Annotated in this window: 23 protein-coding genes; 9 read left to right on the top strand and 14 right to left on the bottom strand. The window is 70.3% G+C overall.

Annotated features, from left to right (window positions below):
• The coding region (locus tag JYK02_RS33165; RefSeq protein WP_207056920.1) for a J domain-containing protein at positions 1–427 on the top strand (427 nt) is incomplete at its 5' end.
• Here the strand turns inward: JYK02_RS33165 and JYK02_RS33160 are convergent.
• Positions 343–1,353, bottom strand: coding sequence for a stage II sporulation protein M (locus tag JYK02_RS33160; RefSeq protein WP_207056919.1), 1,011 nt, complete (start codon positions 1,351–1,353; stop codon positions 343–345). The two genes, JYK02_RS33165 and JYK02_RS33160, sit on opposite strands and share 85 nt — an antisense overlap.
• Before the next feature lies 1 nt (position 1,354).
• Positions 1,355–2,134, bottom strand: coding sequence for an RDD family protein (locus tag JYK02_RS33155; protein ID WP_207056918.1), 780 nt, complete (start codon positions 2,132–2,134; stop codon positions 1,355–1,357).
• Between the two features lie 485 nt (positions 2,135–2,619).
• On the opposite strand from JYK02_RS33155, the gene fruA reads away from it, so the two are divergent.
• Positions 2,620–3,306: a response regulator transcription factor FruA gene (gene fruA, locus JYK02_RS33150; RefSeq protein WP_043321786.1), complete on the top strand. Its 687-nt coding sequence runs from the start codon at positions 2,620–2,622 to the stop codon at positions 3,304–3,306.
• 62 nt (positions 3,307–3,368) lie between these two features.
• On the opposite strand, the gene JYK02_RS33145 is transcribed toward fruA, so the two are convergent.
• Positions 3,369–3,596, bottom strand: coding sequence for an MbtH family protein (locus tag JYK02_RS33145; RefSeq protein ID WP_143901243.1), 228 nt, complete (start codon positions 3,594–3,596; stop codon positions 3,369–3,371).
• A gap of 187 nt (positions 3,597–3,783) precedes the next feature.
• Here JYK02_RS33145 and JYK02_RS33140 point away from each other — a divergent pair, with 187 nt between their 5' ends.
• Positions 3,784–4,791, top strand: a complete 1,008-nt coding sequence (locus JYK02_RS33140; protein WP_207056917.1) for an Lnb N-terminal periplasmic domain-containing protein — start codon at positions 3,784–3,786, stop codon at positions 4,789–4,791.
• On the opposite strand, the gene JYK02_RS33135 is transcribed toward JYK02_RS33140, so the two are convergent.
• Positions 4,792–5,535 (bottom strand): hypothetical protein, encoded by a 744-nt coding sequence (locus tag JYK02_RS33135; RefSeq protein WP_242589489.1) that lies wholly within the window; start codon positions 5,533–5,535, stop codon positions 4,792–4,794. It abuts the gene before it with no gap.
• An 88-nt stretch (positions 5,536–5,623) separates the two neighbouring features.
• Here JYK02_RS33135 and JYK02_RS33130 point away from each other — a divergent pair, with 88 nt between their 5' ends.
• A complete protein-coding gene (locus tag JYK02_RS33130; protein WP_207056915.1) occupies positions 5,624–6,220 on the top strand; it encodes a YdeI/OmpD-associated family protein in 597 nt (198 codons plus the stop codon).
• A gap of 43 nt (positions 6,221–6,263) precedes the next feature.
• Here the strand turns inward: JYK02_RS33130 and JYK02_RS33125 are convergent, their stop codons facing one another.
• Both JYK02_RS33125 and JYK02_RS33120 read right to left on the bottom strand, forming a co-directional pair.
• Positions 6,264–8,237 (bottom strand): DUF7594 domain-containing protein, encoded by a 1,974-nt coding sequence (locus JYK02_RS33125; RefSeq protein ID WP_207056914.1) that lies wholly within the window; start codon positions 8,235–8,237, stop codon positions 6,264–6,266.
• 209 nt (positions 8,238–8,446) lie between these two features.
• Positions 8,447–9,340: a cyclic nucleotide-binding domain-containing protein gene (locus tag JYK02_RS33120; RefSeq protein WP_207056913.1), complete on the bottom strand. Its 894-nt coding sequence runs from the start codon at positions 9,338–9,340 to the stop codon at positions 8,447–8,449.
• Positions 9,341–9,552: 212 nt separating this feature from the next.
• Here JYK02_RS33120 and JYK02_RS33115 point away from each other — a divergent pair, with 212 nt between their 5' ends.
• Positions 9,553–10,548: a hypothetical protein gene (locus JYK02_RS33115; protein WP_207056912.1), complete on the top strand. Its 996-nt coding sequence runs from the start codon at positions 9,553–9,555 to the stop codon at positions 10,546–10,548.
• 3 nt (positions 10,549–10,551) lie between these two features.
• Here the strand turns inward: JYK02_RS33115 and JYK02_RS33110 are convergent, their stop codons facing one another.
• The 4 genes from JYK02_RS33110 to dacB all read right to left on the bottom strand — a co-directional run bounded on the left by JYK02_RS33110 (position 10,552) and on the right by dacB (position 15,932).
• Entirely contained in the window at positions 10,552–11,637 is a 1,086-nt protein-coding gene (locus JYK02_RS33110; protein WP_207056911.1) for an alanine racemase, read from the bottom strand.
• A gap of 77 nt (positions 11,638–11,714) precedes the next feature.
• Positions 11,715–12,143: a hypothetical protein gene (locus tag JYK02_RS33105; RefSeq protein ID WP_207056910.1), complete on the bottom strand. Its 429-nt coding sequence runs from the start codon at positions 12,141–12,143 to the stop codon at positions 11,715–11,717.
• An 89-nt stretch (positions 12,144–12,232) separates the two neighbouring features.
• Entirely contained in the window at positions 12,233–14,413 is a 2,181-nt protein-coding gene (locus JYK02_RS33100; protein WP_207056909.1) for a prolyl oligopeptidase family serine peptidase, read from the bottom strand.
• A 37-nt stretch (positions 14,414–14,450) separates the two neighbouring features.
• On the bottom strand, positions 14,451–15,932 hold the full coding sequence (gene dacB / locus JYK02_RS33095) for a D-alanyl-D-alanine carboxypeptidase/D-alanyl-D-alanine endopeptidase (protein ID WP_242589488.1): 1,482 nt from the start codon (positions 15,930–15,932) through the stop codon (positions 14,451–14,453).
• 190 nt (positions 15,933–16,122) lie between these two features.
• On the opposite strand from dacB, the gene rdgC reads away from it, so the two are divergent.
• Complete coding sequence (gene rdgC / locus JYK02_RS33090; protein ID WP_207056907.1) at positions 16,123–16,773, top strand: recombination-associated protein RdgC; 651 nt, start codon at positions 16,123–16,125, stop codon at positions 16,771–16,773.
• Positions 16,760–17,449: a hypothetical protein gene (locus JYK02_RS33085; RefSeq protein ID WP_207056906.1), complete on the top strand. Its 690-nt coding sequence runs from the start codon at positions 16,760–16,762 to the stop codon at positions 17,447–17,449. Before rdgC ends, JYK02_RS33085 begins: the two co-directional genes overlap by 14 nt.
• A 53-nt stretch (positions 17,450–17,502) precedes the next feature.
• On the opposite strand, the gene JYK02_RS33080 is transcribed toward JYK02_RS33085, so the two are convergent.
• The gene (locus tag JYK02_RS33080; protein WP_207056905.1) at positions 17,503–17,724 is read right to left on the bottom strand and encodes a hypothetical protein; all 222 of its coding nucleotides are present in this window, start codon (positions 17,722–17,724) and stop codon (positions 17,503–17,505) included.
• Positions 17,725–17,960: 236 nt separating this feature from the next.
• Between JYK02_RS33080 and JYK02_RS33075 the strand changes: the two genes are divergently transcribed.
• Positions 17,961–20,240, top strand: coding sequence for a hypothetical protein (locus JYK02_RS33075; protein WP_207056904.1), 2,280 nt, complete (start codon positions 17,961–17,963; stop codon positions 20,238–20,240).
• Positions 20,241–20,258: 18 nt separating this feature from the next.
• Here the strand turns inward: JYK02_RS33075 and JYK02_RS33070 are convergent, their stop codons facing one another.
• Positions 20,259–21,266 (bottom strand): hypothetical protein, encoded by a 1,008-nt coding sequence (locus JYK02_RS33070; protein WP_242589487.1) that lies wholly within the window; start codon positions 21,264–21,266, stop codon positions 20,259–20,261.
• A 219-nt stretch (positions 21,267–21,485) separates the two neighbouring features.
• On the opposite strand from JYK02_RS33070, the gene JYK02_RS33065 reads away from it, so the two are divergent.
• The gene (locus JYK02_RS33065) at positions 21,486–23,081 is read left to right on the top strand and encodes a LysM peptidoglycan-binding domain-containing protein (RefSeq protein WP_207056902.1); all 1,596 of its coding nucleotides are present in this window, start codon (positions 21,486–21,488) and stop codon (positions 23,079–23,081) included.
• 105 nt (positions 23,082–23,186) lie between these two features.
• Here the strand turns inward: JYK02_RS33065 and JYK02_RS33060 are convergent, their stop codons facing one another.
• Positions 23,187–24,782, bottom strand: a complete 1,596-nt coding sequence (locus JYK02_RS33060) for an aromatic amino acid hydroxylase (RefSeq protein ID WP_207056901.1) — start codon at positions 24,780–24,782, stop codon at positions 23,187–23,189.
• 92 nt (positions 24,783–24,874) lie between these two features.
• The gene (locus JYK02_RS33055; protein ID WP_207056900.1) at positions 24,875–25,795 is read right to left on the bottom strand and encodes a LysR family transcriptional regulator; all 921 of its coding nucleotides are present in this window, start codon (positions 25,793–25,795) and stop codon (positions 24,875–24,877) included.
• Positions 25,796–25,807: the final 12 nt, after the last annotated feature.

The following is a 25,807-nucleotide window of genomic DNA, read 5'->3' as shown; positions in this document are numbered from 1 at the left end:
GAGCCGGGTGAAGTACTACCGGTGCGGTTCATGCCACCGCTGGGTGTCCAGCACCTACAGCGAGGTCTTCCGCGCGGACGCGAAGATGCGCACGCACCCGGTGAAGGACACCGCGGACGCGGACGCGCGCTTCGTGGAGGTGAAGGCCCGGCTGGACCAGTGGCTCACCGCCGTCCAGGAGCAGTGCCCGTACCAGACGCTGGGCGTGTCGCCGCTGGATTCGCCGGACGTCATCCGCGCGCGCTTCCACGCGCTGGCCCTGGAGCGGCACCCGGACCGGGGCGGCTCCGCGGAGCAGATGCGCGAGGTCAACGACGCCTACGAGCGCATCCTCAAGCACCGTCAGCGCAAGCGGCTGGAGGCCATGGCGTCCGGCACGTCCACGCGCGCCGCGCCCGCGTCCGTCCTGCCCGCGCGCAGCAGGTAGAGCCAGAACAGCGCTCCCAATGACAGGCCCAGCCCCACCTTGGCCCAGGTGGGGAACAGGTGACCCGGGGAGATGAAGCCCTCCACCACGCCGATGCCGGCGAGGAAGGGTGCGCAGCCCACCACCAGCTTCACCGCCTCACGTCCGCGCGCCTGGAGCGCCTGCGCGCGCGGCAGCTCGCCGGGGTCGATGAGCGCCTGGCCCACCATCAGCCCCGCGCCGCCCGCGATGACGATGATGGACAGCTCCACCGGCCCGTGCGCGGCGATGAAGTCCAGGAAGCCTGCCGCCATGCCCTCGCGGAAGCACAGCGCGCCCACCGCGCCAATGAGCACGCCGTTGTTCACGAGCGTGAAGATGGGCCCCACGCCCAGCAGGATGCCGGACGCGAACGCGAACAGCGTGACGGTGAGGTTGTTGGTCGCGATGCCGGACGCGACGGCGTTGGGCGGTGCCACGGACAAGAGGTCGTCCGTCCACATGCGTCCCTGCGCCACGTAGCGCCGCACGCCCTCCGGCACCAGCAGCTCCGCGCCGCGCGGCTCCAGCGTCACCACCAGCGCGCCCAACAGCAGGCCCAGTATCAGCAGGCCCGCGCTCACGCCCACGAAGCGCGCCTCGCGGCGCAGCGTGGCGGGGAAGTCGCGGCGGAAGAAGTCGCGCGTGGAGGCCCAGCGCTCGCGCGGCGGCTGGTAGATGGCGCCATACGCTTGCGCGCACAGTTGGTTGAGGAAGCGGTGCGCGTCCGTGCCCGGATAGAACGTCTGGGCTTGCGCCAGGTCCGCGGCCGCGCGCCGGTACAGCGTGTCCAGCGTGCGCAGCTCCGTCAGCCCCAGGCGGCCCGTGCGCTGGCGCGTGAGCAGCGCCTGGAGTGCGTCCCAGTCCGGCCGGCGCCTCGTGACGAACGTGGGCAGGGGCACCGCCATGTCAGTGCGCCGCCTTCGCGCGCGTGCGCAGGAAGGCCTCCGTGGCTTCGGAGGACTGGAGCACGCGCGCGCGCTCCTCGTCCGTCAGCGACGCGCCCACGCGGTCTACCAGCCGCGCGCCCAGCCGCCGGCGCACCTCCGGCTCCAGGCCCGGCGCACGCGCGAGGAACGCCAGCACCAGCTCCACGTCCTCCGCGTCCAGGGGCCGCTGCACGCTGGCGCCAGGCGTCTGCGCGGGCGTGGCGTCCGTCGTGGGCGCCTGGGTGTACTTGTCCAGGTCGATGGCCTCCTCGCGCACCAGCACGGTGCCGGCGAGCAGGTCCCCCAGCCTGCGGTGGCGCGAGTCCAGCAGCATGGTGATGCAACCGGTGGCGTAGAGCACCGGCAGGAAATCCACCGCGCGGCAGAGGTTTCTCACCGCGCTTTCGAAGAAGCCCACCGGTGAGCCATCCTCACGCACCACTCTGATGCGCAGCGCGCGTTTGCCCGGTGTCTGTCCATGGAAGAAGACCTCCGCCAGCGTCCAGTAAAGCCATTGCGTGGCGAAGAGGCCCACCGCGAGCAGTGTCTGCGTGAGCCCCGACAGCGCCTGGAAGGCACCCAGCACGTCGGACACCAGCAGCGTGATGACGAAGTAGAGCGCCACCCAGAAGAAGAACAGCAGGCTCGCGTCCACCAACCACGCGAGACAGCGGTAGCCGATGCCGGCCACGGGCAGGGAGAGCGCGACGCGTTCGGGGGTCGCGACGTCGACGTGGGGTGCGGGGGCGGAGGGAGTCATGCGCGCGGGACGCACAGCATACGCCCTTGGCGTCCAACAAGCGCCATCCGTGTGCATCGCCGCGCTCTCTCCTGGATACTGCCCGAAACAACGAGAGAAACATCGGAATGTGGACGCCGGATGCGTGTCCCCAGGACGACAGCGATCACGACCTGACGGACGAGGCCCTGGATTTCGATACGATTCGTGCGCAATTGACAGTCCCGACAGGGGCGGTTCGCAACAGGCCTTGGATGATGTTAGGGTCTCGGTTGGCAGGAATTGCCTGAAACGGAAAAGGAGGAACGGCCCGAACGGGCCAGTTCGGCAGTCGCAAGCGCAGTCCGCAGGGCAGCACTGACAAGACCCCCGGATGGAGTTGAAGCGCGGTTCTCGCACGCTCAGCACAGGCGGAAGTTCCGCCGCGTTTCCACCGACTCCGGGGCAGGTTGAAGTCGACAGGTAGCATTGAAAGCAATTCGCCACGACGGCTGGGGGGCCATCGCATGGCAGCGAATCAATCAGCAGTGCGTATTTCGATTCTCGAAGGACCGTGGGCGGCCTGGCAGGGCTTGTCCGATGGGCTTCGGGGTGAGGGTCATTCCACTTCGGTGACGCGCGACGTGCGCGGCTTCCTGGACGGACTCGGCACGGATCCACCGCAGGTGGCCATCCTCGACGTGGAGAGCGACGGCGAGGCCGCCATCGGATGCTCCGTGACGGAGGGGCTCAACCTGCTGCGCGAGGCACGCAAGCGCCGGCTGGAAGTGCGCATGCTGCTCCTGTCCGCGGTGAGCACGCCGGAGGTCATCTCCCAGTGCTTCGACGAAGGGGCCTCCGGGTATCTCTTCCGCGCGGGGCTGGGCGTGAACGCGGTGTCCTCCGCGGTCCAGTCGCTGGTGCGCGGCGAGCGCCTCTTCCCGGTGCAGTTGCTCCGCAACGACTTCGAGCATCCGCCGGTGACGTCACCCACGGCGAGCGTGCTCTTGCTGCTCACGCAGCGGGAGCGCGAGGTGCTCCAGTACGTGGCGGGCGGCGCGGACAACCTGAAGATCGCCGCGCATCTCCAGATCGCCGAGCGCACGGTGAAGTCACACGTCACGCAGCTCTACCGCAAGCTGGGCGCGGAGAACCGCACCCAGCTTGCCCTGCGCGCCTGCCACCTGGGCGTCAGGCCTCCGCCGGACCTCTGACGAGGCCGGCCCACCCTCCCCGTTGAAGCGGGGAGGGCGCGGTGGGAAGCGCGGCGCGGCCCTCAGTTCTTGTTGCGGGCCGCGTCCTCTTCCATCTTCTTGCGGAGGCTCAGGGGACGCATGTCCGTCCAGACCTCCTTGATGTACTCCAGGCACTCGGCCTTCAGGCCCTGCTTGCCGGCATCCTTCCAGCCCAGCGCGTTCTCACGGTCCGCAGGCCAGATGGAGTACTGCTCTTCGTGGTTCACGACGACCTTGTAGATGGTCGTGTCTTCGCGCTCGTCGCTCATCGGGGGGGCTCCTGGAAGCAGGGGACCCCCTTTCGTCGCACACCCGGGGAAAAGCGGTCAAGGTAGGTGGATGCGACAAATCCCGGGCCTTCCCAGGAGGGCGGATCCGCGCCCGGCCGGCCGGCGGGGTTGCACCCGGAATCCGCGTCCGTGACACGAGCGGCGTGGGGCACCGATACTCGGGCGCATGCGCATCTGGAAGAACGCCGTGTCGGGGCTCGTGCTCCTCGTGGGGGGCGCCTGGGCCTCGCTGGCCCTGGCCCTGACAGGAACGGGGCCGGAGGGGCCGCACGTGGCCCGGACGCTCGTCGCGGCGGCCCTGGTGGCCCTGGCGGTGGCGGCCTGGCGGTGGCGCTCCCGGCGCTGGGGCGTGGCGGTGATGCTGCTGGGGTGCCTGTCCGTGTACGGCTGGGTGCGGACGATCCAGCCCTCCAACGCGCGGGACTGGGCGCCGGACCTGGCGCGGGCGCCGTGGGCGGAGGTCGCGGGCTCCCAGGTGACGCTGCACGAGGTGCGCGACTTCCGCTACCGCAGCACCACGGACTGGGACCCGGCCTGGTACACGGCCACCTACGACACGGACGCGCTCACGGGCGCGTCGTTCATCGTGGAGCCGTTCTCCGGCGTCTACGGCGCCGCGCACACGATGGTGAGCTTCGGCTTCCAGGACGGCCGCCACGTGGTGTTCTCCGTGGAGGTGCGGCGCGAGCAGGGGGAGACGTTCTCCGCGCTGGGTGGCCTGTTCCGCCGCTTTGAAATCACCTACGTCGTGGGCGACGAGCGGGACCTGGTGCAGCTGCGCTCCAACTTCCGCCACGACGACGTGTATGTGTATCCGGTGAACGCGTCGAAGGAGCGCATCACCGCGTTTTTCATGGACATGGTGCAGCGGATGAACGGGCTGCACACGCAGCCGGAGTTCTACGACACGCTCACCAGCAACTGCACCACCAACCTGGTGCGCCACTTCGAGAAGGTGGCCACGAAGGACGTGCCGTACGACCACCGCACGCTGCTGCCGGCGTTCTCGGACGCGCTCGCGTACGAGCTGGGCATCATCGACACGGACGCGCCGCTGGAGCAGGTCCGCCAGCGCTACCACATCAACGCGCGCGCCCTGGCCGCGCAGGGGCGGGACGACTTCTCCGCCCGCATCCGCGAACCGCTCCAGACCGCCGCCGCGCCCGTGCCCTGATCAGGTGCCCGTCGCGGCCCGGGGCCCGGAGGGCGCAAGGCCGCTCTTCAGGTGCTTGTCGTAGTGGGCCTCCAGCGCGGTGAAGTAGCCGCGCTCCTCCCACAACTCCTGGAGGAGCCGGTCCGTGAGGGACTTCACCTCCGCGCTCTCGCCCTTCGGGTCGGGCACGCGGGGGCCTGCCTTCGGGTCGAGGAAGGTGCGCGTGGCCTCCGCCATCAGCACGCGGCTGCTCCGGAAGAGGCGGCGCAGGGCCTGGTTGACGGGGCGGGCGTCCATCTCCGCGCACGCGGCGACGATGGCGGCCTGCACCTTCCGGGGCGCATCCCCCTGGAGCGAGGCCGCGTCCAGGTCCCCGCGCTGGAGCGCGTGGTGCAGCAGGTAGCCGTGGTGCAGGCACACGCTGGTCAGGTCCACGCAGTCCTTCACCCAGAGGACGAAGAAGACCTTGCGGAACACCTTGCGCACCGGGAAGAGCGCCACGGCCTTGAGATAGGACACCAGCCGGCCGCCCAGGCTGCGCTCGTCGTACGAGCCGGCGAGCACCGCCACGGCCTTGTCCGGTGCCTTCAGGCCCTTCTCCTTGAACTGGTCGCGCACGGACTGCTCGCGCACCTGGCGCAGGGCGTAGTCGTCCAGGAAGGGCACGGGGATGAGCGGCGTGAGCCCTGCCGCCACGGCGTGGAAGGCCACGCGGGCGAGCGAGGGCGGCACGGCGCCGGGCGGCGGGGTCTTGGAGTCAGCCATGGCGTGTTTCATAACCGCTTCCGCGCCCGCTGCCTTCCGCCGCTAGAGTGGGATTGTCATGAACCCGTCGCGAAAGGCGTGACCCTGGATGAATGCGAAGGCGAAGGCGAAGCAGCAGGAACTCCCCACCATGCCGTTCGCGTCGGAGAAGGCCTGGGAGAAGTGGCTGGAGAAGCACCACGCCGACTCGCCGGGTGTCTGGCTGAAGCTCGCGAAGCTGGAGTCCGGCATCCCGTCCGTGACGTACCCGCAGGCGCTGGAGGTGGCGCTCTGCTACGGCTGGATTGACGGGCAGAAGGACGCGTTCGACGCGGAGTACTGGCTCCAGCGCTTCACGCCGCGCAAGCCGCGCAGCAAGTGGTCGAAGATCAACTGCGCCAAGGTGGACGCCCTGGTCGCCTCCGGACGCATGAAGCCCGCGGGCCTGCGCGAGGTGGAGGCCGCGCGCGCGGACGGCCGCTGGGAGGCGGCGTACGCGGGGGCGAAGACCATCGAGGTGCCGGAGGACCTGACGCTCGCGCTGGAGAAGAACCCGAAGGCGAAGGCGTTCTTCGCCACGCTCAAGAGCGCCAACCGCTACGCCATCCTCTACCGGCTCCACGACGCGAAGAAGCCCGAGACGCGCGTGCGGCGGCTGGAGAAGTTCATCGCCATGCTGGAGGCCGGAGAGACGCTCCACGGCTGAAGGCCCGCGCTCACGGCCGCGGGCCTCCAGCGTGAAGCGGTGCCTACGGCGCGAGCTTCAGCAGCAGCAGGTCCGTGCTCCCATCGACTGGCGAGTAGGCTGTTCCATCCACCTGCACGGTCCGGTCGAGCTGGTCGACGAGCAGCGTCTCCCCCGCGCCGTTGCCGGCCATGGTCAGGCTGAGGCGGATGTCCAGGCCGCGCGACCACAGGTGCGTGCCGTCCGCCGCGTACCGCGCCACGTAGTTCGTCGGATAGCTCGGGTGCCCGATGAGCCCGCCGCCCAGGTCCGCCTGCGAACCCAGATAGCCCGCCAGCGTCAGGCGTCCCTGCGAGTCCACCGCGAGTCGCCGGACGTCATCCTTGTCCGGACCGCCCAGCTGCCGTCCCCACTGGTCCGAGCCCGACGCGGAGAGCGCGCCCAGGACGACGTCCGTCCGGCCGTCCTGCGAACCCTCCGGAGCCGCGCTGTACGAGCGCCCCGCGAAGGAGAACGTGCCGCCGAAATCCGCGGCGAAGGCCACGGCGTCACCCGGCCGTGAAACGACGCCCCGCATCGAGCCCCGGCCGCCGTTGAGCGCACGGGACCACAGCGGCGTCCCGGTGGCCGAGTACTTCGCCACGAAGGGCGTCCGGGGGCCCTGCACGCCGAGCACGGTGTTGGTGGCGTGCGGGCTCGCGACGCCCGCGAGCAGCACCGCGCCCGTGCTGTCCGTGGCGAGCGCCTGTCCTTCCGACCCCGTGCTCCCGGCCGCATGGACGCGGGACCAGAGGGGGTCACCCTCCCAGGAGAAGCGCGCCACGAAGAGCGCGCTCACCCCGGAAGCGCTCGCGCCCGCGTCCAGCACCCCGCCTCCCAGGTTCACCTGACCGGAGAAGGTGCCCGTGACGACGAGGCTGCCCGCGGCGTCCGTGGCGACGGCGAGTCCCTGGATGGGAGCCTTCGTGTTGGAGCCCACCTGCGGAGTCCCCGCGAGGAAGCCCTTGGACCAGACCGGTGTGCCGTTCGGCGAGAACTTGGCGATGAAGAGGCCCGGCGTATAGCCCCAGGTGGCTGGCAGTGCTCCCGTGCCGAAGTCCGGGCTGCCCGTGTAGGAGCCCACGACCAGGATGTTCCCGAGCGGCGTCACGGTGAGGCCGCCCACGTTGACCTCGGAGATGGAGCCCGGGTAGGGCGCGTAGGTGCGCGACCACTGATGGCTGCCGTCCGCGCCGTACTTCGCGAGGACCAGGTACCCGAACGGCTCCAGGGGCCCGCCGCCGAAGTCACCGGAGTTGTAATAGCGGCCCGCGACCACCCATCCCCCATCCTGCGCGGCGGCCACGCCCCTGGGCACCTCCTCGCCCGGACCGCCGTACCGCCGCACGCCCTGAAGGGCTCCGCCCGTGCCCTGGCGGGCGCAGAACGTGATGGCGCGGGTCAGCTCCAGGGAGGCCCCACCCATGTAATAGGTGGACTCGGAGGACTCGAAGTCGACGCCGTTCCCGCCCGTGGGGATGAGCGCGAAGCTGTAGTCGCCCGCCGAGCGGACGACCGTGCTCACGTCGTACTCCACCACGCTGTTGTTCTCCACGGCGCCCAGGTCCCCCAGGGGCGCGCCCAGCAGCGCGGGCCGCGTGTTCCAGGTGAGCGTGCCCTCCGTCCACTCATTGTCCGCACGGTAGAGCGCGGGGCCGTCCGTGCTGCCATCCACCGCGAACAGGCGCAGCCGCGCTCCGACGATGGGGATGTTGGGATCGTCGTGCGTCACCTCGAACTTCAGGTACGACTCCAGCCGCGGCGAGCCATCCGTCAGCAGCAGGTCGGCTTCTCCGAAGTTGACCGTCGGCTGCGCTGCGTCCACGTACGCGTCGCCCCGGTCCTGGGTGCCGACGGTGTCGTAGACGGTCTCCGACGGACAACTGACGGCCTGCGACTCGACGCTCGCTGTTCCAGACGGACGGGGCTCCCCGGGCCCGTCCTGTTCCGCCACCCCACCGCAATGCGTGCACAGCACCAACGCGGACAGCCACCCCATACTTCTCACGCCCCAACGCACAGCCCTGCCTTGCATGACGCCTCCCGGTTGCTCCGGAAGGGCGTGATTGCATTCACAATGCCAGTCGTGAGGCGTTGGACAGACGGCCGCGTCCGTCAGGCGACCGCATGTCTGGGATGAACCATTTCCCTCTCGGTGAAGATAGACACTCTCGGAGGGTAGAAGACGGGATGGCGCAGGACGGCGGACTACTTCGGCTCGCCCATGACCTCCATCGTGTGCTTGAGCCGCTCCAGGCCCAGGCGCACCAGGGCGCCGCGCAGGTCGGGCTGGCCCAGGAAGGCCTTCTTGAACACGTCGCGCTCCAGCTTGAGGAGCGTGCAGGGAGTCACGGTGCGCACGGTGGCGGTGGCCAGCCGGCTGCGCAAGAGGGAGATCTCTCCGAAGAGGGCGCCTTCCTCCAGCGTGGGGTAGGGGGACTGGCGGCCGTCACCGTGCGTGTGGAAGACCTCGCACTGGCCCCGGATGAGGACGTAGAGCGCGTCGCCCGGCTGGCCCCGGGTGAGCAGCGTCTCTCCGGCGGGGACGGTACAGGGGACGAAGGCGTCTCCCAGCTCGTGCTGCACCTCCGGGGGCAGCGCGGCGATGAGCGGGTTGCTGCGCAGCGCGTCCGCGAGCAGGCGCTCCCGGGCGGTGACCTGCATCTGCTCGCCCTTGACGCCGTAGTCCTTGCCCAGCTCCCGGACGCCGGCCTGGGTGAGCTCCAGCAGCACGGCGTCCTCCACCGTCACGATGGTGGCGGTGCGCTGCGTGCCGGTGAGCAGCGCCAGCTCGCCGAAGAACTCGCCGGCGCCCAGGCGGCCGACCTCCGTGTTGGCGCCGTTGTCGCCGCCGCGCAGCACCGCGACGCGGCCCTCCAGCACGACGAACATCGAGTGGCCCGGGTCGCCCTCGCGCACCACCACCTGGCCCGCAGGCAGGTAGCGCGTGCAGACAGGCGGCGCGGGAGCGCCTTCCGCGTCCGCCGGGGCGCTCGCCACCGCCGGGGCCGAGGCGGAGCTCGCGGACGTCTGCCCGCCGGAGGAGACCGGGGCGGACGGGTGGGCGGACAGCAGGGCCTGCAGGCGCGCGAACAGGGACATGGTGCGCAAATGCTACCGGGGCGGCCAGGCGGAAACTGTGAAGCGCTTCACAGGCACGCCAGGGCTGGCCTGAAAGACAGCCAGGCAGGCGCAAGGCGTCATTGAGCAGGGATTGACGGCTCCTGTCACGTCTGTGTTTCGCCCTCCTGACGCAAGGCGACGGGCGCGGGGGATGGCGTGGGCGGACCGGGACGCCCTACAGTCCCGGGCCCATGGGAGACACGCTGGACGTCGTGGTGGACCTGGGAGACGTGGCGGAGACGGCCGCGGACGCCGTGCTGCTGAAGTACGCGCAGGGCTTCCACGGGGCGGACGGCGCGGTGTCGCGCCGGCTGGAGGCGGCGGGCCTGGGCATGGACGCCTTCGACCTGCTCCCCGGGGACCACCGCTTCATCGACACGCGCCGGAGCCTGGGGGCTCCGCTGGTGCTCTTCCTGGGCACGGTGCGTTTGCGGCAGTTCGGCTACCACGAGATCCGCCAGTTCTCCGTGCGCGCGCTCCAGCTCCTGGAGCCACGGCACGAGGTGCGCCACCTCGCGTGCACGGTGCACGGCCCCAACTACGGGCTGGACGAGGACGAGGCCGTGCTGGCCCTGGTGGGCGGCTTCGTGGACGCGTTCCAGCGCGGCAGCGGTCCGCGCGACCTGGAGCGCATCACGGTGGTGGAGCTGAACCCCAAGCGCGTGGAGCGGCTGCGCAAGGCCATCGCGCTGGGCCTGGGGCTCACGCCGGGCGTGGAGCCGCTGATGGGGGCCACGGGCTTCCGCGTCCGGCGCACGTCCCGCTTCGTCCAGGCGCCGCCCATGGCGTCCGCGGGCGCGAACTCCAACGAGAAGCCCCATGCCTTCGTGGCCATGCCCTTCGCGCCGGAGCTGGAGGACACCTACCACTACGGCATCCTGAACCCGGTGAAGGCAGCCGGGCTCCTGTGTGAGCGCGTGGACCAGGCCGTCTTCGACGGCCCCATCATCCAGCGCATCCGGGACCGCATCGACACGGCGAAGGTCGTCATCGCGGACCTGTCGCTGGCCAACCCCAATGTCTATCTGGAGGTGGGCTACGCCTGGGGACGCGGCAAGCCCACCCTGATGTTGGTGCGCGACGTGAAGGAGCTTCGCTTCGACGTCTCCAGCTACCGGTGCCTCGTCTACCGGAACATCCGGCACCTGGAGGAGATGCTGACGCAGGAGCTGAAGCGCATCGCCTGAGGCTTACCAGCCGCGCGCCGCGACCTCCCACGTGGCCACGTGCGTGTCGCCGCGCAAGACGTACAGCCGGGGATGCTGCGGGACGGAAACACAGACATGGTTGGGCACCACGCGCACGCGCTCGCCGATGCGCGGGCGCCACGTCGTGCCGGACACGTCCAGCAGCCCGTGCTCCTCCGACAGGTTCTTCACCACGACCTCCGGCCGGTCCAGCAGGACGCCATAGCCTGGCGCCAGCCCTTCCTCCTTCACCAGCGCCTTGGCTCCCGCGTCGATGACCACCTGGCCGGGCACGGCCGTGCTCACCACGGTGGCCAGGACCGAATAGGCACACTCCGTCCAATCACAGGCGCCGATGACCGCCGCGTTGCGGTCGTTCAGCGCGTTGAGGCCGGGGCGGATCTCCGTGAGGCCCTTCACCGTATGGGATTGCCAGAGGGTCGGCGTGGAGCCGCCGCTCACCACCTCCGGCGGCAATCCCGCGTGGCTCAAGGCACCCACGAACGTCGCCAGCGCTTCCGACTGGGCGTTCATCGCGGTGGGCAGCTCCGCCTGCGGGACGCGGATATGGCCCGCGTAGAACGTCACTCCACGAAACGCCACGCCGGGCGTGGACGCCGCCGCGCGAGCCAGGGCCACGGCCTCCTCCGGCGTGCGCAGCCCCACGCGGCGCATGCCCAGGTCCACCTCCACGAGCACGCCCACGGTGCGCCCCGCGTCCCGGGCCGCGCGCGCCAGGCCCTCCAGCACGTCATGGGAGTCGAGCGCCACGGTGAGCCGCACGCGCGGGGGGAGGGCCATCAGCCTCGCCAGCTTGCGTGCGCCCACGGGCGGGTATGCGAGCAGCACGTCGTCGGACACGGAGGCCATGACCTCGGCTTCCAGGAGGGTGGCCACCGTGACGCCGGTGGCTCCCGCCGCGACCTGCATCGCGCCCAGCTCCGCCGTCTTGTGCGTCTTCGTATGGGGACGCCAGCGCAGGCCGTGCTCACGGGCGTAGGTGGCGACGCGCTGGAGGTTCCACTCCACGCGGTCCAGGTCCACGATGGCGGCGGGCGTGTCGAGCGTGTCGAGGAAGGTCGAGGACATGCGGCGCATGCTGGCACCGCGCTCCTCGACCCGTCACCCGAATCCCGTTGGACGTGCGGCAGGCAACGCCACGCGCGCTACTGCTTCGCAGCGGGCTCGAAGGCCACCGTCGGGCGCTGCCAGCTCCAGCCGCCGGACTTCAGGGCCTCTGTCGCCTGCGCATCCAGCACGCGCAGCGCGGTGAGCACCTCCGCGGGCGGGCGGGGCGCTCCCGGGGCGCTCTCCACCTCGAAGCGCGGGGGAATGCTCGCGGCGTCGACGCCGCCCATCACCACGCGCACGCGGCAGTTCTGCGGTGACAGCTCCGTGTCGCCGGACCAGGACACGTCCTGGACGACGAGGTCCACCGCGCCCAGCACCTTCTGGCCGCGCAGCTTCTCCACCACCGCGTCCAGCGAGCCCTTCGCGCGGGCGTTCCGCTTCTTTCCAAGGCGGGTGAGCGTCCACCAGGCAAGGCCGCCCGCGACGATGGGCGAGAGGATGAAGTAGGGGATGAGCGGGCTCATGGGGCGGCAGGCTGCCACGAAATCCACAAGAAGAAACGCCCGTCCCCAGGGCCACGTGGCGCCGGAGACGGGCGTTGGGAGAAGCAGGACTACTTCGGCGCGGGCGCCTGGACCTTCTTCGTCGCGTTGGGCTTGTACGTCATGCCCAGCTCGTTGAAGACGAAGGAGTAGACGTCCACCTCCTCCTCGATGCGCGCGGACAGCGGCGTGCCCATGCCGTGGCCCGTCTCCGCGTTGGCGCGCAGCAGGATGGGCTTGGGGGACGCCGACGCCGACTGCATCCGCGCCACCATCTTGCGCGAGTGGAACGGATCCACGCGCGGGTCATTGGCTCCGGACGTGAAGAGCACCGACGGGTACTTCGTCCCGTCCTTCACCTGGTGCACCGGCGAGTAGTTGTATAGCGCCTTGAACTGCTCCGGGTCCTTCACGGAGCCGTACTCCGTCACGTTGAACTGGCCGTTGGGCGTCAGCTCCGTGCGCAGCATGTCGTAGATGCCCACGCGCGCCACCACCGCGCCGTACTGCTCCGGGTGCTGCGTCAGGGCCGCGCCCATCAGCAGGCCGCCGTTGCTGCCGCCCTGGATGGCCAGCTTCTTCGGCTGCGTGTACTTCTGGTCCGTGAGCAGCTTCGCGCACGCGTAGAAGTCGTCGAACACGTTCTGCTTCTTCGTGAGCGAGCCGCCCTTGTGCCACTCCTCGCCGAACTCGGAGCCGCCGCGCAGGTTGGCCACCGCGAACACGCCGCCCTGCTCCAGCCACATGCCCGTCAGCGGGCTGTAGCCCGGGTTGATGGACACGTTGAAGCCGCCGTAGCCGGTGAGCCACGTGGGGTTGTTGCCGTTCAGCTTCGTGCCCTTCTTCTTCAGGATGGTGAGCGGCACCTTGGTGCCGTCCTTCGACGTGGCCTCCGTGCGCACCACCTCCACGTCGCTCATGTCGATGGGCGCCGTGCGCGCCAGCGCCGTCTTCGCCACCTTGCCGTCCGCCGCCGTGAAGCGGAACCACGCGGCCGGCTGGGTGAAGCTGCCGTTGACGAAGAGCACGTCGTCCGCGCCCTGGCGCACGACGCCGCCCACCGCCGACACCGGCAGCGTGGGCACCAGCCCCAGCGCCTTCCCGGTCAGGTCCACCATGCGCAGCTGCGACGGGCCGCCCAGCTGCTCCAGCAGGTACAGGCGGCTCTTCGTCGGCACCACGGCCTGCACCGTCGCCTCACCCTCGGGGACGACCACGGTGGCCTTGTCCAGCGTGGGCGTGGCCAGCGGCAGGCGCAGCACCTTGCCCTTGGGAGCGTCCTTGCGGCTGAGCAGGTACGCCGCGCCGTCGCTGCCGAAGCGCGCCGCCACCACCTTGTCCGCGTACTTCGCCACCTGCGTCCACGCGCCCTTGGGGCCGTGCAGGTACAGGTCGTACTCGCCGCCGTCGCCGTTGGCCACGCGCGCGAAGGTGTACTGGCCGTCGTCGCTGGACTCCAGGTCCGTCATCGCGATGCGCGGGAAGTCCTTGCCCAGCGCGTACGTGTCCTTCTCCGTGGGCGTGCCCAGCGCGTGGAAGTACACCTGCTGGTACACCTCGCGGTCCACGGGCGGGCGCTCCTCGCCGCGCGGGTAGCGCGTGTAGAAGAAGCCCGTGCCCTGCGCGTTCCACGCGAGGCTGCCGCCCGCCGTGCCGCCGTTGACGCGGGGCACCAGCTCGTTGGGCATCGCCTTCGCCGTGGCCACGTCCCACACGGACACGTCGCCGCTCTCCGTGCCGCCCTTGGACATGGAGACCGCGACCTTCTTGCCGTCGTGCGACAGCTGGAACCAGTCGATGGTCGTCTTGCCGGAGGTGTCCACCTGCGTGGGGTCCACCAGCACGCGCTCCTTCGACGTGTCGTCCAGCGAGCCCACCACGATGAGCGTGGGCTGCTGCTTGGGCGGCTGGAACTTCAGCCCCAGGAGCGTGCCGCCCTGCTCATCCAGGCCGCCGTACGAGGGCGACTTCCAGGACAGCAGCTCGGAGATGCGCTGGCGCAGCGGCTCGCGGCCCGGGAGCTTGTCCAGGTACGCGCGCGTGTACGCGTTCTGCGAGTCGGTCCACTGCTGGACCTTGGGGTCGGTGGCGGACTCCATCCACTGGTACGGATCCGCGACGGTGGTGCCGTGGTAGGTGGTCTCCACGGGCTGCTTCTCCGCGGCGGCCGGCTTCGCGGGCGCCTTGCCGGCGGCCCCCGCCACCAGCGGCACGAGCAGCGCGGCGGTCGTCACTGCGATTCTCGACTTCATGGTTCACCTCGCATGCGGGTGGACCCCTGCGGGACGCTCATCGCAGGGGCAGCTCCACCAGGGCGGTGGAGAAGGTGTCGAAGGTCTCGTTGGCGTTGGGCTTCGTGCCCTCGTCCATGTTGCCGAGCATCAGCGCGAAGACGACGCGCGGGTGCTCCGTGTCGTTGGGGCGCTCGGCCACGCCCACGAAGCACTTCTGGCCCGTGAGCGTCCCCGTCTTCGCGCGGATCCGGCCCGCGGTGGACGGCTTCGTCTTGCGGCCCGCCAGCGTCCCGTCCACGCCCAGCACCGGCAGGCTGTCCACCAGCGCGGCGCCGTAGGGCTCCTGGAGGCTGGTGAGCAGCACCCGCGCCATGCCCCGGGGCGTGGCCAGGTTGTAGCGGGACAGGCCGCTGCCATCCACGGGGCGCAGGTCCTTGGTGGGCACGCCCCGGCGCGTCAGCTCCGCGACCAGGGCCGTGCGCAGCGCGGCGTAGCCCTCGTTGCCGGTGCGCTCGCGCGCGAAGCGCATGCCCAGCCGCTCCGCGTACAGGTTGAGGCTCTCCTTGTTCGTCGCGCGCACCAGCTCCGACAGGGGCGGGCTGATCAGCTCCACCAGCGGCACCGGCACCGGCGGCATGGGCGAGGTGGGGGCCTCCAGCGACATGGGCAGCCGCGTCACGCCGTGGCGCGCCAGCGCGTCGTCCACGCACGCGGCGAAGAGGGCCTCCGGCGCGTCCACGGACAGCTTCACCGCGGCGGACTGGGGGCACGGCCCACCGGACGGCGAGCGCCACGTGCAGCGCACGCCGCCACCGCCGCGCACGCAGGCCAGGTTCGCGCGCTCCGCGTTGACGTCCACGTTCACCACCGCGGACAGCGTGGCGAAGGTGGGGGTCCACTGGATGGAGGGCGCGTCCGCGCAGGTGGCGCCGGGGGCGCGCGCGAGCGCCAGGTCCACCACGTTCTCGCGGAAGACGAAGGGCGTGGGCGCCGCGCTGTAGGCATACGCCGCGTCGTCCCAGGCCCAGCCGGGGCCCATGCCGCCGTCCAGGCCGTCCGTGCCGGCGATGCGCACGTTGCCGCGCCACTGGTGGATGCCGCGCGCCTGGAAGGCCTCCGCGATGCGGTCGCACGCGAGCGCCGTCTCCGGGAAGCGCCACGAGCCCAGCGACGGGTCGCCGGACGCCTGCGCCACCACGTCGCCCAGGAACAGGCCTCCCGTCTGCGAGCCCTCCAGGGACACCGGCGTCACGAAGCGGAAGTCCGCCCCCAGCGCGGACAGCGCGGCGGAGGTGGACACCACCTTCATGGTGGACGCGGGCAACAGCCGCACGTTCTCCCGGTGGGTGAAGAGGGGCTCCCCGGTGCGCGCATCCACCACATACGCGCCCGCGAGCGCGCCGTCCGCCTCCAGGGTCTCCAGCAGGGCGTCCGTCACCCCGGTCAGGGTGTCGTTCGCGCCGCCCGGCGTGGCGGGCGCGTGGGTGCAGGCGGACAGGAGGAGGGCAACGCAGGCGGGATGGAGGGCGCGGCGCATGGCGGCGGCCACCGTATGTCGCGTGCCTGGGAGTGTCATGGTTTCCCGCCAGCGGGGTGGGGCGGAGGCGTGCACGGTTGGACGGCGGTCGGGCAAACGGTTTCGCGCGCGGGCTATTCCCGGGCCGTGGCGTCCAGCCACACCGAGTGCCTTGACGCGGCGTCACAGGCCCCCCATCCTGCCGCGCCCCATGCCTGTCCTACGTGGTGCCGTGACCTTTTCGCGCTTCCGGACCGAGCCGGCCAAGGATGCGCCGTCCGACGTCAAGCGCTGGTTGACCAAGGGACTCAAGTCCCATGCCTTCGAGCCCATCGACCGCCGCTCCGAGGAGGAGCGCGCCGCCGGGTTCGTGGAGCTGGAGAACCCGGAGTCCTCCGAGTTCGCCACCGGAAACCTCTTCTATGGCGAGTACGCCCTGTTCGCCTTCCGCATCGACACGCTGAAGGTGCCCGGGTCGATGATGAAGTCGGAGCTGGACAAGTGGTCCGCCGCCTTCGGCAAGGAGAACGGCCGGCCGCCCGCGCGCGCGGAGAAGAACAAGCAGCGCGCGGAGCTCAAGCAGCTCTTGCGTCAGCGCGCCGTCCCGCGCACCAGCGTGCTGGACGTGACGTGGAACCTGAAGACGCAGACGGTGCAGGTCTGGGCCGCGTCGCGCAAGACGGTGGATGAGATCTGCGTGGCGCTGGAAGGCGCCCTGGCGGTGAAGGTGATTGGCATCACGCCCGCGTCCATGGCGCAGCGCGCGGGCATCGACGAGAAGGCCCTGGGCCCCACGGCGGAGCTCATTGGCATGGACCTGCCGGCGACGGCTTCGGTGGAGGACGCCCATGGCGAGGCGTGAGCAGGCGAGGGAAGAGGCGGCGTTCGCGCGGGGCGATGTCGGCGTGGACGGCGTCGCCACCGAGGAGGAGAAGGACGAAGCCGAGGTCGAAAAGGGCAAGGCGCGCGAACAGCTGCTGCGCGGCCGGGCCTACCTGGGCCGCGAGTTCATGACGTGGCTGCTGTGGCGCTCGGAGTCGGGCGACCCGCTGGTCGAGCACGACGGCGCGGGCGTCGTCGTCCTCTTCCTGGGCAAGGTGGTGCTGCGCGGCGTGGCGGGCGACGTGACGGAGATGAGCGCCAAGGGCACGCTGGCGCCGTACTCGGAGAACGTGCGCCACTCGCTGGACCGGGGCCTGCTGGTGTCCCAGGCACGGCTGCGCGTGTCGCACGGTGAGCGCGAGTACGAAGTCACGCTCGATTCCGAGTTCCTGGACATCCGCGCCGCCAAGCTGCCCGCGCTGATGACGGAGGAAGAGGATGATCAGCTCTCCGAGCGTCTGGAGCTGACCGAGCAGCTCTCCGCGCTGATCGACGCGCTGGTGCAGGACTTCCTGGCCGTGCGTGCCGGCCGCGCCTGGAGCAAGCAGGTGGTGCCCGCGATGAAGGCCTGGATGAAGGGCGAGGAGAAGGGGAGCGACGTGCTCTCCAAGGCCGCCCGCGCCCGGGGCCGCGACGCCCGCGCTGCTCGCGGCTGACGGCCGGGCAAGAGCCTCCGGGTCGTTGGACTCGGAGGCTCTTGGGTTTCGCGCTACGGGTTGATGCAACGCCAGACGCCGCAGGAGCCCTCGCCCTGGCCACAGTCATTCTGGGTGTAGCAAGGCTTGCAGCTGGCCGAGCAGATCATCCGGACGGCTTGCGTGTCGGTCGTCTCCGGCGCCGGGCCGGGAACCATGGCCAGGGCCGAGCCCGCCATGGCGCCGATGATCAGGGCAAGTCCGGGAAGGACCCGCTTCAGTCGCGACGTGTTCATGCTTCCTCCGGGGGGAATGGGCCGGAGCATCCGGGCCCACACTGCGAGGGCATTCGAACAGACGCGGAGAGGTGATCCAAGTTCGCCGGTGCTCCAGCCTGGCGCACTGTCCGGACCGGAATGGAGCGGGCGGCCGCGCCAGTCCGGAGCAGGGAAAAGCCATCCCAGGGCGGAGGAGAGAGGCACGCGGCTCGCAATGGCTCACGGGCAATCCCTCCCGACCGAGCAGGTGTCCCGTGCCGTCCGCCCCCAGCACCGAAGCCATCCAGCGCATCTCCCTGAAGAACCGCGAGTACGCCTACATCGAGGACGCCAACCGCGGCGTCGTGCTCATGGAAGTTGGCCCGCGCGTGCTGACGCTGGAGGCGCACCTGACGCTCGTCGCGAAGGAGCGCATGGTGGAGGTGGGCGCTGGCAGTTGGTGCGTGGTGCGCAACCCCGTGGTGCGCGTGGACGGCCAGGTGGCGCTGGACGACTTCGGCCAGGCCCGCGTCGCGGTCGGCGACCGAGAAGTCCGCGTGGGCCCGAAGGTCTTCCCGCTGTACCCCGGCGAGGAGCTGGAGGGCGACATCGTCCCGGAGTACGTCCTGGGCGTGTCCGAGGCGCTGCGGCTGCGCGCGCTCACCGCCTTCATGGACACCAGCGTCGCGGACGCGCCCCGCCGCCGCGAGGCCGGTGACGAGTGGCTGGTGCGCGGCCCCGGCCGCTACGTGCCGGGCGAGGCCGTCACCGTCGTGTCGCTGGAGAAGGCCCGCGTCCTCAAGGAGACCGAGTACTGCGTCATCCTCAACCCCGTGGACCGCGCCACCGGCCGCGTGCAGGAGGGTCGCCGCAAGGTCGTCTCCGGTCCGGACGTCTTCTTCCTGGAGCCCGGTGAAGCGCTGGAAGGGGACGTGCGCCGCAAGCACGTCCTGTCGGAGCTCCAGGGCCTGAAGCTCCAGGCGCTGGACGACCTCTCCGAGAACGAAGGCGGCGAGCCGCGCGCTCGCAAGGCCGGTGACACATGGATCGTCCGGGGGCCGCGCACCTACGTGCCCAGCGAGAAGGTCCTCATCCACCGTGAAATCTCCGCGCTGTCGCTGGGACAGGGGGAAGGTCTGTACGTGCGCGACCTGCGCTCGGGCAAGGTGTCGCTCGTCCAGGGGCCGTGTCAGTTCATGCCGGAGGCGCACCAGGAGCTGCACGAGAAGCGGCTGTCTCCAGACGCGGAGGCGCTGCTGGGCCTGGCTCCGCCGTTGCCCCCTCCGGTGGAGCTGAAGGACGCCCGCGCGCCGCGTCCCTCGACTCCGGCGGAGAAGGGGGACCGCACGCGCGCCATCGTGCTGCGCATCGAGGACAACACGGCGGTCCTCATCAACGACTTCGAGACCAACCACGCGCGCGTGGAGTTCGGCCCCGCGAAGGTGATGCTGCGCCCGTACGAGGACGTCACCGTGCTGGACCTGTCCGGCAGCACGCCCAAGCGCCCGCGCCAGCTCAAGGTGCTGATGCTGCGGCTGGGGCCGGACTTCGCCACGGACCTGTTCGAGGTGGCTACGCGCGACCACGCACGGCTGCGCATCAAGCTCTCCTACAAGTGGCAGTTCGACGTGCAGGGCGATCCGGAGAAGGACAAGGCCATCTTCCGGGTGAACGACTTCATCGGGTACGTGTGTGAGAACCTCGCGTCGCGCATCCGCCAGGTCGCCGCGGAGAACGAGTTCGAGACCTTCCACAAGAACGCCAGCGTGCTCATCCGCCGCGCCATTTTCGGCATGGACGACGCGGGCCGCGCGCGCAAGGACCGCCTCTTCTCCGAGAACCAGCTGCGCATCATCGACATCGACATCAAGGACATCGCCCCCGTCGACGAGAAGACGGCCCTGAAGCTGCGCGAGGCCATCGACACCAACATCCAGATCCAACTGGACGCCTCGCGCCAGGAGGCCCAGGCCGCCGCGGAGCTCAAGCGCATCCGCAGCGAGGAGGAGAAGCAGCTCGCGGACATCGCCAGCCACCGCAAGTCAGAGGCCGAGCGCCAATCCCTCATCGAACTGCAGAACCGCAACCACCAGTTGGAGACGCTCAGCCGCGCCAAGGTGGAGGCGGAGGCACAACTGGAGCGCGCCCGCGTGGAGAGCGAAGAGGCCCTGGCCCGCGCCGAGTCCGACGCTCGCGCCTCCCGCATCCGCGCCGAGGCGGAGGCCGAGCGTGAACGGCTCACCACCCAGGTGACGCTGGAGCGCCAGCAGCGCCTCAACGACCTGGAGGTGGAGCGCCAGTCCCGGCTCGCGGAGGTGGAGGCCTCGCAGTTCCGCCAGCGCGTGGAGTCCCTGGGAGGAGGGGAGAACTTCGTGAAGGCCGTGGCCGCGCAGGCGCAGGCCGCCGTCGTCGGGGGCCTGGACAAGGTCGTCTTCCTCCCCAGCGGCTCCAACCTGAACCTCTTCGACGCCATGCAGGGCCTGCTCGGCCCCGGAGGCCAGCCGCGCCTGTCCGCCCACAACGCGCCGAAGCCGCCCGGAGACTCCACCCCCTGACGCCGGAGCGACGACAGGTCAGCGCTCGTACTCGTCGCAGCCCGTCTCCTGCTTGGACGGGAACGCGGACTTCTTCTCCTGGCGCACGTAGTCGTGGCTCTGGGAGAAGAGGTCCGGGCTGGTCACGGTCACGGTGCCCTTCGCGGCGTCGGCCGTCTTCCACTGGAGCGCCTCCGGCTTGCCGTCGGAGGACGTGAGCCCCAGCACCCAGGCCCCGGCGCCCTTTCCCGGCTCCACGGACGTCACCTTCAGCGTCGTGGCCTCCTGGCCCAGTTGCACTTCCACCTCGCCCGTCGCGGGCTTGACGGTGAAGCTGCGCGTCGCGGCGGAACAGGGCTTGAGGACGACGAAGCCCTTGCCCTGGCGCGTCAGCTCCACCCACGTCCCCGCGAAGGGCTGGAGCTTGTCCGAGGCCACCGGCGCCTTGGCGGTCGTGGGCGCTGAGTCCGCGGCGCAGTCCAGGTCCTCGCGCTTGATCAACCCCGCGGTGGCCTTCTGCGGCCCCTGGAAGCGCGCGGCGAGGAAGTCCGGCTCCAGCGGGTCGACGTACGCTTCCACCGCGTCGCCGGACACCACGAACGCCTTGCGCGCGCTGTTGGCCGCGTCCGACGCGTGGAAGCCCGCCTTGGACGCCTTCACCTTGCAGATGCCGAGCGGCTTGGACGTGCTCCGCGCGAACGAGTCCTTGCCCGGGTAGCCCGCACCGCAACACTGAGGCGTCGGGCCGGACTCCAGCACGAACTGCTTGGGATTGACGCGCAGCGTCCAGGGCGTCGGATCATCCGTCTGGCTCAGGGTCCAGGCCGTGGCCGTCTTCTTCTGGACGACCCAGGCGCAATCACAGGTGCCCGCGCTGCTGCCCTGCGGGAACGACCCCGAGAAGTGCACCAGCGTCTCGTTGCTGCCCTCGACGATGGCCAGCGTCCCGCTCTTGCTCGAATAGACCCCCGTGAGGCCATCAGCCCCCTGCTGGGCCAGGGCGTCCGGGACCGCGCCCATGACACATACGGCAAACAGCAACGCCATACTTTTGAAATCCGGTTGGATCCTGGACATCCGATTGGGCCTCCTGGGCGGGTTCTCTAGTCTCGGCGGATTGATCTGTCGAAACTGAAGTCACTGGAATCACTGGTTTAGCGCGATTGTGACTGGGAATGCGAAACTGAGCGGATTGCCTTTCGATAATCACCGCATTCCAAGCACGTCCGCGCGCCTGTGTTCGCGGCCTGACATGAGGGGCTCCCCATGACCGTCTCCAACATCAAGGTTCGTTCGGGCGACACGCTCTCCGGGCTCGCGAAGCGCTACGACACCACCGTCGACGCGCTGGCCAAGGCGAACAACATCAAGGATCCGAACAAGATCCTCGCGGGCCAGACGCTCAAGGTGCGGGGGGACGGCTTCGAGTCGAAGGGCACGAAGTCGAGCTCGGGCACCAAGACGTCGGGCGACAGCTTCACGCAGTCCACCAACGGCACGCAGAAGACGACCCCCTCCCCCGAGGGCGGCACCAGCACCCAGGCGGGCGGAGAGCTGGGCTCGCTGAGCCGCAAGTACGAGGCGCGCGGCCCCGGCACCGTGTCCACGGGCAAGGGTGACAAGGGCGGCGTGTCCTACGGCTCCTACCAGTTCGCGTCCGCGAACGGCTCCGCGCAGTCCTTCGTCAACTCGCTGAAGAAGTCGAACCCGGACTACTACCAGGCGCTGTCGGGCAGCAAGCCGGGCTCCGCGGAGTTCTCCGCCAAGTGGAAGCAGTTGGCGGCGAAGGACCCGAAGGGCTTCGACAAGGCGCAGCACGACTACATCAAGGCCACGCACTACGATCCGGGCGCCGCCAACATCAAGAAGGCGACGGGCATCGACCTGGACAAGCGCTCCGCGGCGCTGCGTGACGTGGCCTGGTCCACCTCCGTGCAGCACGGCCCGGGCGCGGCGGACGACATCTTCAAGAAGGCGCTGGCCGGCCGCGACCCCGCGAAGGTGAGCGACGAGCAGCTCATCAAGGACATCTACGCCGAGCGCGGCCGTACGAACGCCAGCGGCACCCTGGTGCACTTCTCCGGCAACTCCAAGGACGTGCAGAAGGGCGTGGCGAACCGCTTCAAGTCGGAGGTGAAGGACGCGCTCGCCATGCTCAAGAACGAGCAGGCGGGCGGCACGACGAAGCCGTCCAACACCAACACGGGCGTGGTGCCCCCGTCCGTGAGCAACGGCTCCAAGCCGGGCACGACGCAGGGGACGAACACCTCCAAGCCCACCACGGAGGCGGACCGCACGGACACGCAGCAGGTGGCCCCGTCCAAGTCGGGCCCGGCGGTGCACGTGAAGGTGCCGTACTACAGCCAGTTCGAGGGCGGCCACGGCTACACCCCCAGCGACACGGCGTGCTTCAAGGCCGCGGTGGCGATGGCGGGCGCGAAGGGCGCGAACGTGCTGGGCCCCGACCGCCGCATCCAGGTGGGCAAGAGCGAGAACGGCGTCGGCGCGCTCAACGTGGACTCGAAGAAGGCCGCCGAGGGCCGCAAGTACATCGACCAGCAGCTGAACGCCGGCAAGCCGGTGGTCGTGGGCGTGAGCCACAAGGACTCGAACTACAACGTGGATGGCCTCACGGACCACTTCGTGACCATCACGGGCCGCGGCGTCGACGAGAAGGGCCGCACCTACTACACGTTCCACGACCCGGGCACGACCAACGCCAGCAAGGGCAAGGACACGAACCCGAACAACCGCTTCTACGTGGATGACAAGACCGGGAACATGTACCGCCCCGGCAAGGCCGCGAACGGCTACGTGACGGACCGCCACTACGACGTCGCGATGGTGCGCATCAACGGCTAGTCCCGGCGAAGAGATACCCCCCAGGAAGTGATTCGGCCCGGCGACCTCGTGAGGAGGTCGACCGGGCCGTTTCACGTCATCCGTCTGTCATTGAAGCCAGGCGGTCTACGCGTGCGCCGTGTCTCGGCGCGGGGGCACCTCGCCGCGCAGCTCCGCCACCTCGGCGCGCAGCAGCCAGTCCGTCGGGAAGTCCGAGGACGCGCGGGCGATCTGCTCCAGCCGCTCGGGGGCCAGCTGCCCCGTCTCGCGGATGCGGCGCACCTCCGTGTAGAGGGCCGCCAGCGACGGGTGCAGGGCCTGCGCCTTGCGCTCGCGCGCCTGGGCCTCGCCGTCGCCCGCGGTGAAGGCGTCCATCTCGCCGAACCACTCGTCCCAGGTGCCCGGGTCGGCGGGGCCACCCGCCACGGACGGCAGCCGCTCCGTCAGGTACAGGCGCGCCATGGACGGCAGCGTCAGCTCGCGCCCCGCCAGCGTGCCGCTCAGGGCAATCACCTCGCCGCCGCCCACCGCGAAGCCCTCCAGCACCAGGCCGCTGTCGAGCGCGAGTCTAAAGCTCCCGCGCTCCGGCAGGGTGCCCTGGCCAAATGCGACCAGCGCCGCGCCGCTGAACGGCTTGTCCAGGGCGTGCCCGTTCTGGGACGTGAGGATGGGGCCCTCCAGCCGGGCCAGCGCGGTGGACAGGCCGGGGGCCACGTCCTTCGGGGCCGGCAGCAGCTCCACGACCTTGCCCGTCACCTCGCGGCCGTCCGCGAGCACCAGGTGGTTGACCGTGCGGGCGCGCAGCGCCTCGTTGAGGCCAAAGTCGCCGCCGCGCTTCCACGCGAGCGTGGACTCGAACTCCGCCAGCACTTCGAAGAGGTGCTCGAAGTCGCGCGCCACGAAGAGCTGCGGCTGCATGCGGGTGATGTCGTAGTCCGTGTCCGCGCACGCCACGCCCAGCGGCAGCTTGTGCACCGCGGACGTCAGGCAGTGCTTCGCCTCGCCGATGCTGGACAGCAGGCCCGCGCCGTAGATGCGCGGGTGCTTCAGGTCGCCAATCAGCCCGTACTCCGCCGTCCACCAGTACAGGCGGCTCGCGCGGGTGCTCTCGCTGATGTAGCGGTGGCTGGCGTTGGCGGCCTCCAGGCGGGCCTGGGCGTGGGCAATCTCCTCCTCGGTGGCGGTCGGGTCCTCCTTCACCACGGAGAGGTTGCGGATGGCCTCGAAGACGGCCTGGTCCTCCACGCTGGCAATGGCCTTGAAGCCCACCAGCCCCACGGACTTGAGGTACTGGGCATACCGCGCGTTCGCGATGATGGGCGCGTGCCCCGCGCTCTCATGGACGATGTCCGGCGCGGGCGTGTACTGGATGTGCTCGTGCGTGCGGATGTCCGCCGCGATGGCCAGCACGCCCAGCGCCTGCAGCTCCGTGAAGACCGCCGGCGGGATGAAGCCGCGCACCGCCACGCAGGACCAGCCCAGCTTGGACAGCTTCTCGTTCATCTCGTCCAGGCTGGGGATGGCCTCCGCGCCAATGCCCGTCGCTTCCAGGCCCTCCAGGTAGACGGGGTGCGCCTTGTCGCTCAGGTGCTCGCGCAGCTGCCCCAGGATGTGCCGCCACACCGCCTGGTCGCGCGGCGTGTAGGCCGCGTAGTCCTGGGCCACGACGTAGCGGCGCAGGTGCGCGGGAAGGCGGGCAATGGTCCGTTCCGTGGGGGTCATCGGGGCGGCTCCTTCAAGAGAAACAGGACTCCTGAAGAATACGCATCGCACTGGAAGACGGAAATCCGGCAGAAATCGACGTCTTCGTCGGATTATCGTCGCTTGTTCAGCCGACGACGCAGCCCGTCAAGGATGCTCTGGCCGCCGGGGCTGAGGCCGCCGGAGGGCCACAGGGCCACCACTTCCACGACCTGGGGCTCCTGTTCGCGCAGGGGCCAGACGTGGAGGTCGGGCGGGAAGGGCTGGGTGGGGCGCACGTCGGGGGCGATGGTGCAGGCCTTGTAGGCGCGCAGCAGCTCATAGAGGTGGAGGAAGCTCTCCACGCGGCCGACCTCCGTGACGGAGACGCCGTGGGCGGCGAAGCGTGCGCTGTTGGCGCCGCCGTAGGGGTCGTCCCGCAGCCAGTCCACGAAGCGCTGGCCGTCGAGGTCCTTCACGTCCAGGGAGCGGCGGGACGCGTGCGCCTTCGCGAGCGCGGAGTCAGGGCCGGCGATGACGACGAAGGACATGCGCAGCAGGGACTCGGTGTCCACGCCCTCATGCGGGGGCAGGGGGGTGAAGTCGAGCACCAGGTCCTGCTGCCGCGTCTGCACCTGCCGCATGAGCTCATGCGAGCCGCCGAAGCCCACCACCAGCTTGAGGTCGGTGGCGGCGGCGTCATGCGCGATGCCGCCCAGCAGCGACATGGAGAGGGTGGGGTTGAGGCCCAGGCGCAGGGTGGGCTCCACGCGGGCCAGGTCCATCAGCCGCTTCACGTCCAGTTGGTGCAGCGGCGTCTGGGTGCCCGCGTAGAGGCGCTCGCCGCGCGCGGACAACTGGAGGCGCCGGCCCGGCCCCCGCTCCAGCAGGGCGGCGCCATCCGCGAGCACTTCCTCCAGGGCGCGGATGTGCTCGCTCACGACGGAGCGAGCGACGCCCAGGTGCTCCGCGGCGGCGTCGATGCTGCCGGCCTCCACGGCGGCGGTGAAGGACTCGAGCCAGACCAGGTGTCGCTGGAGCTTGCGCGGGGGCATGGGGCCTTCAGG

The organism is Corallococcus macrosporus, assembly GCF_017302985.1.
GTDB lineage: Bacteria > Myxococcota > Myxococcia > Myxococcales > Myxococcaceae > Corallococcus > Corallococcus macrosporus_A.
This window is presented reverse-complemented; position numbering and strand designations above follow the sequence as displayed.

Excerpts from the sequence above, each read along its gene's own strand:
- JYK02_RS33160 (WP_207056919.1), bottom strand. The coding sequence starts at position 1,353 with ATGGCGGTGCCCCTGCCCACGTTCGTCACGAGGCGCCGGCCGGACTGG.
- JYK02_RS33155 (WP_207056918.1), bottom strand. The coding sequence starts at position 2,134 with ATGACTCCCTCCGCCCCCGCACCCCACGTCGACGTCGCGACCCCCGAA.
- fruA (WP_043321786.1), top strand. The coding sequence starts at position 2,620 with ATGGCAGCGAATCAATCAGCAGTGCGTATTTCGATTCTCGAAGGACCG.
- JYK02_RS33145 (WP_143901243.1), bottom strand. The coding sequence starts at position 3,596 with ATGAGCGACGAGCGCGAAGACACGACCATCTACAAGGTCGTCGTGAAC.
- JYK02_RS33140 (WP_207056917.1), top strand. The coding sequence starts at position 3,784 with ATGCGCATCTGGAAGAACGCCGTGTCGGGGCTCGTGCTCCTCGTGGGG.
- JYK02_RS33135 (WP_242589489.1), bottom strand. The coding sequence starts at position 5,535 with ATGGCTGACTCCAAGACCCCGCCGCCCGGCGCCGTGCCGCCCTCGCTC.
- JYK02_RS33130 (WP_207056915.1), top strand. The coding sequence starts at position 5,624 with ATGAATGCGAAGGCGAAGGCGAAGCAGCAGGAACTCCCCACCATGCCG.
- JYK02_RS33125 (WP_207056914.1), bottom strand. The coding sequence starts at position 8,237 with ATGGGGTGGCTGTCCGCGTTGGTGCTGTGCACGCATTGCGGTGGGGTG.
- JYK02_RS33120 (WP_207056913.1), bottom strand. The coding sequence starts at position 9,340 with ATGTCCCTGTTCGCGCGCCTGCAGGCCCTGCTGTCCGCCCACCCGTCC.
- JYK02_RS33115 (WP_207056912.1), top strand. The coding sequence starts at position 9,553 with ATGGGAGACACGCTGGACGTCGTGGTGGACCTGGGAGACGTGGCGGAG.
- JYK02_RS33110 (WP_207056911.1), bottom strand. The coding sequence starts at position 11,637 with ATGTCCTCGACCTTCCTCGACACGCTCGACACGCCCGCCGCCATCGTG.
- JYK02_RS33105 (WP_207056910.1), bottom strand. The coding sequence starts at position 12,143 with ATGAGCCCGCTCATCCCCTACTTCATCCTCTCGCCCATCGTCGCGGGC.
- JYK02_RS33100 (WP_207056909.1), bottom strand. The coding sequence starts at position 14,413 with ATGAAGTCGAGAATCGCAGTGACGACCGCCGCGCTGCTCGTGCCGCTG.
- dacB (WP_242589488.1), bottom strand. The coding sequence starts at position 15,932 with ATGCGCCGCGCCCTCCATCCCGCCTGCGTTGCCCTCCTCCTGTCCGCC.
- rdgC (WP_207056907.1), top strand. The coding sequence starts at position 16,123 with ATGCCTGTCCTACGTGGTGCCGTGACCTTTTCGCGCTTCCGGACCGAG.
- JYK02_RS33085 (WP_207056906.1), top strand. The coding sequence starts at position 16,760 with ATGGCGAGGCGTGAGCAGGCGAGGGAAGAGGCGGCGTTCGCGCGGGGC.
- JYK02_RS33080 (WP_207056905.1), bottom strand. The coding sequence starts at position 17,724 with ATGAACACGTCGCGACTGAAGCGGGTCCTTCCCGGACTTGCCCTGATC.
- JYK02_RS33070 (WP_242589487.1), bottom strand. The coding sequence starts at position 21,266 with ATGGCGTTGCTGTTTGCCGTATGTGTCATGGGCGCGGTCCCGGACGCC.
- JYK02_RS33065 (WP_207056902.1), top strand. The coding sequence starts at position 21,486 with ATGACCGTCTCCAACATCAAGGTTCGTTCGGGCGACACGCTCTCCGGG.
- JYK02_RS33060 (WP_207056901.1), bottom strand. The coding sequence starts at position 24,782 with ATGACCCCCACGGAACGGACCATTGCCCGCCTTCCCGCGCACCTGCGC.
- JYK02_RS33055 (WP_207056900.1), bottom strand. The coding sequence starts at position 25,795 with ATGCCCCCGCGCAAGCTCCAGCGACACCTGGTCTGGCTCGAGTCCTTC.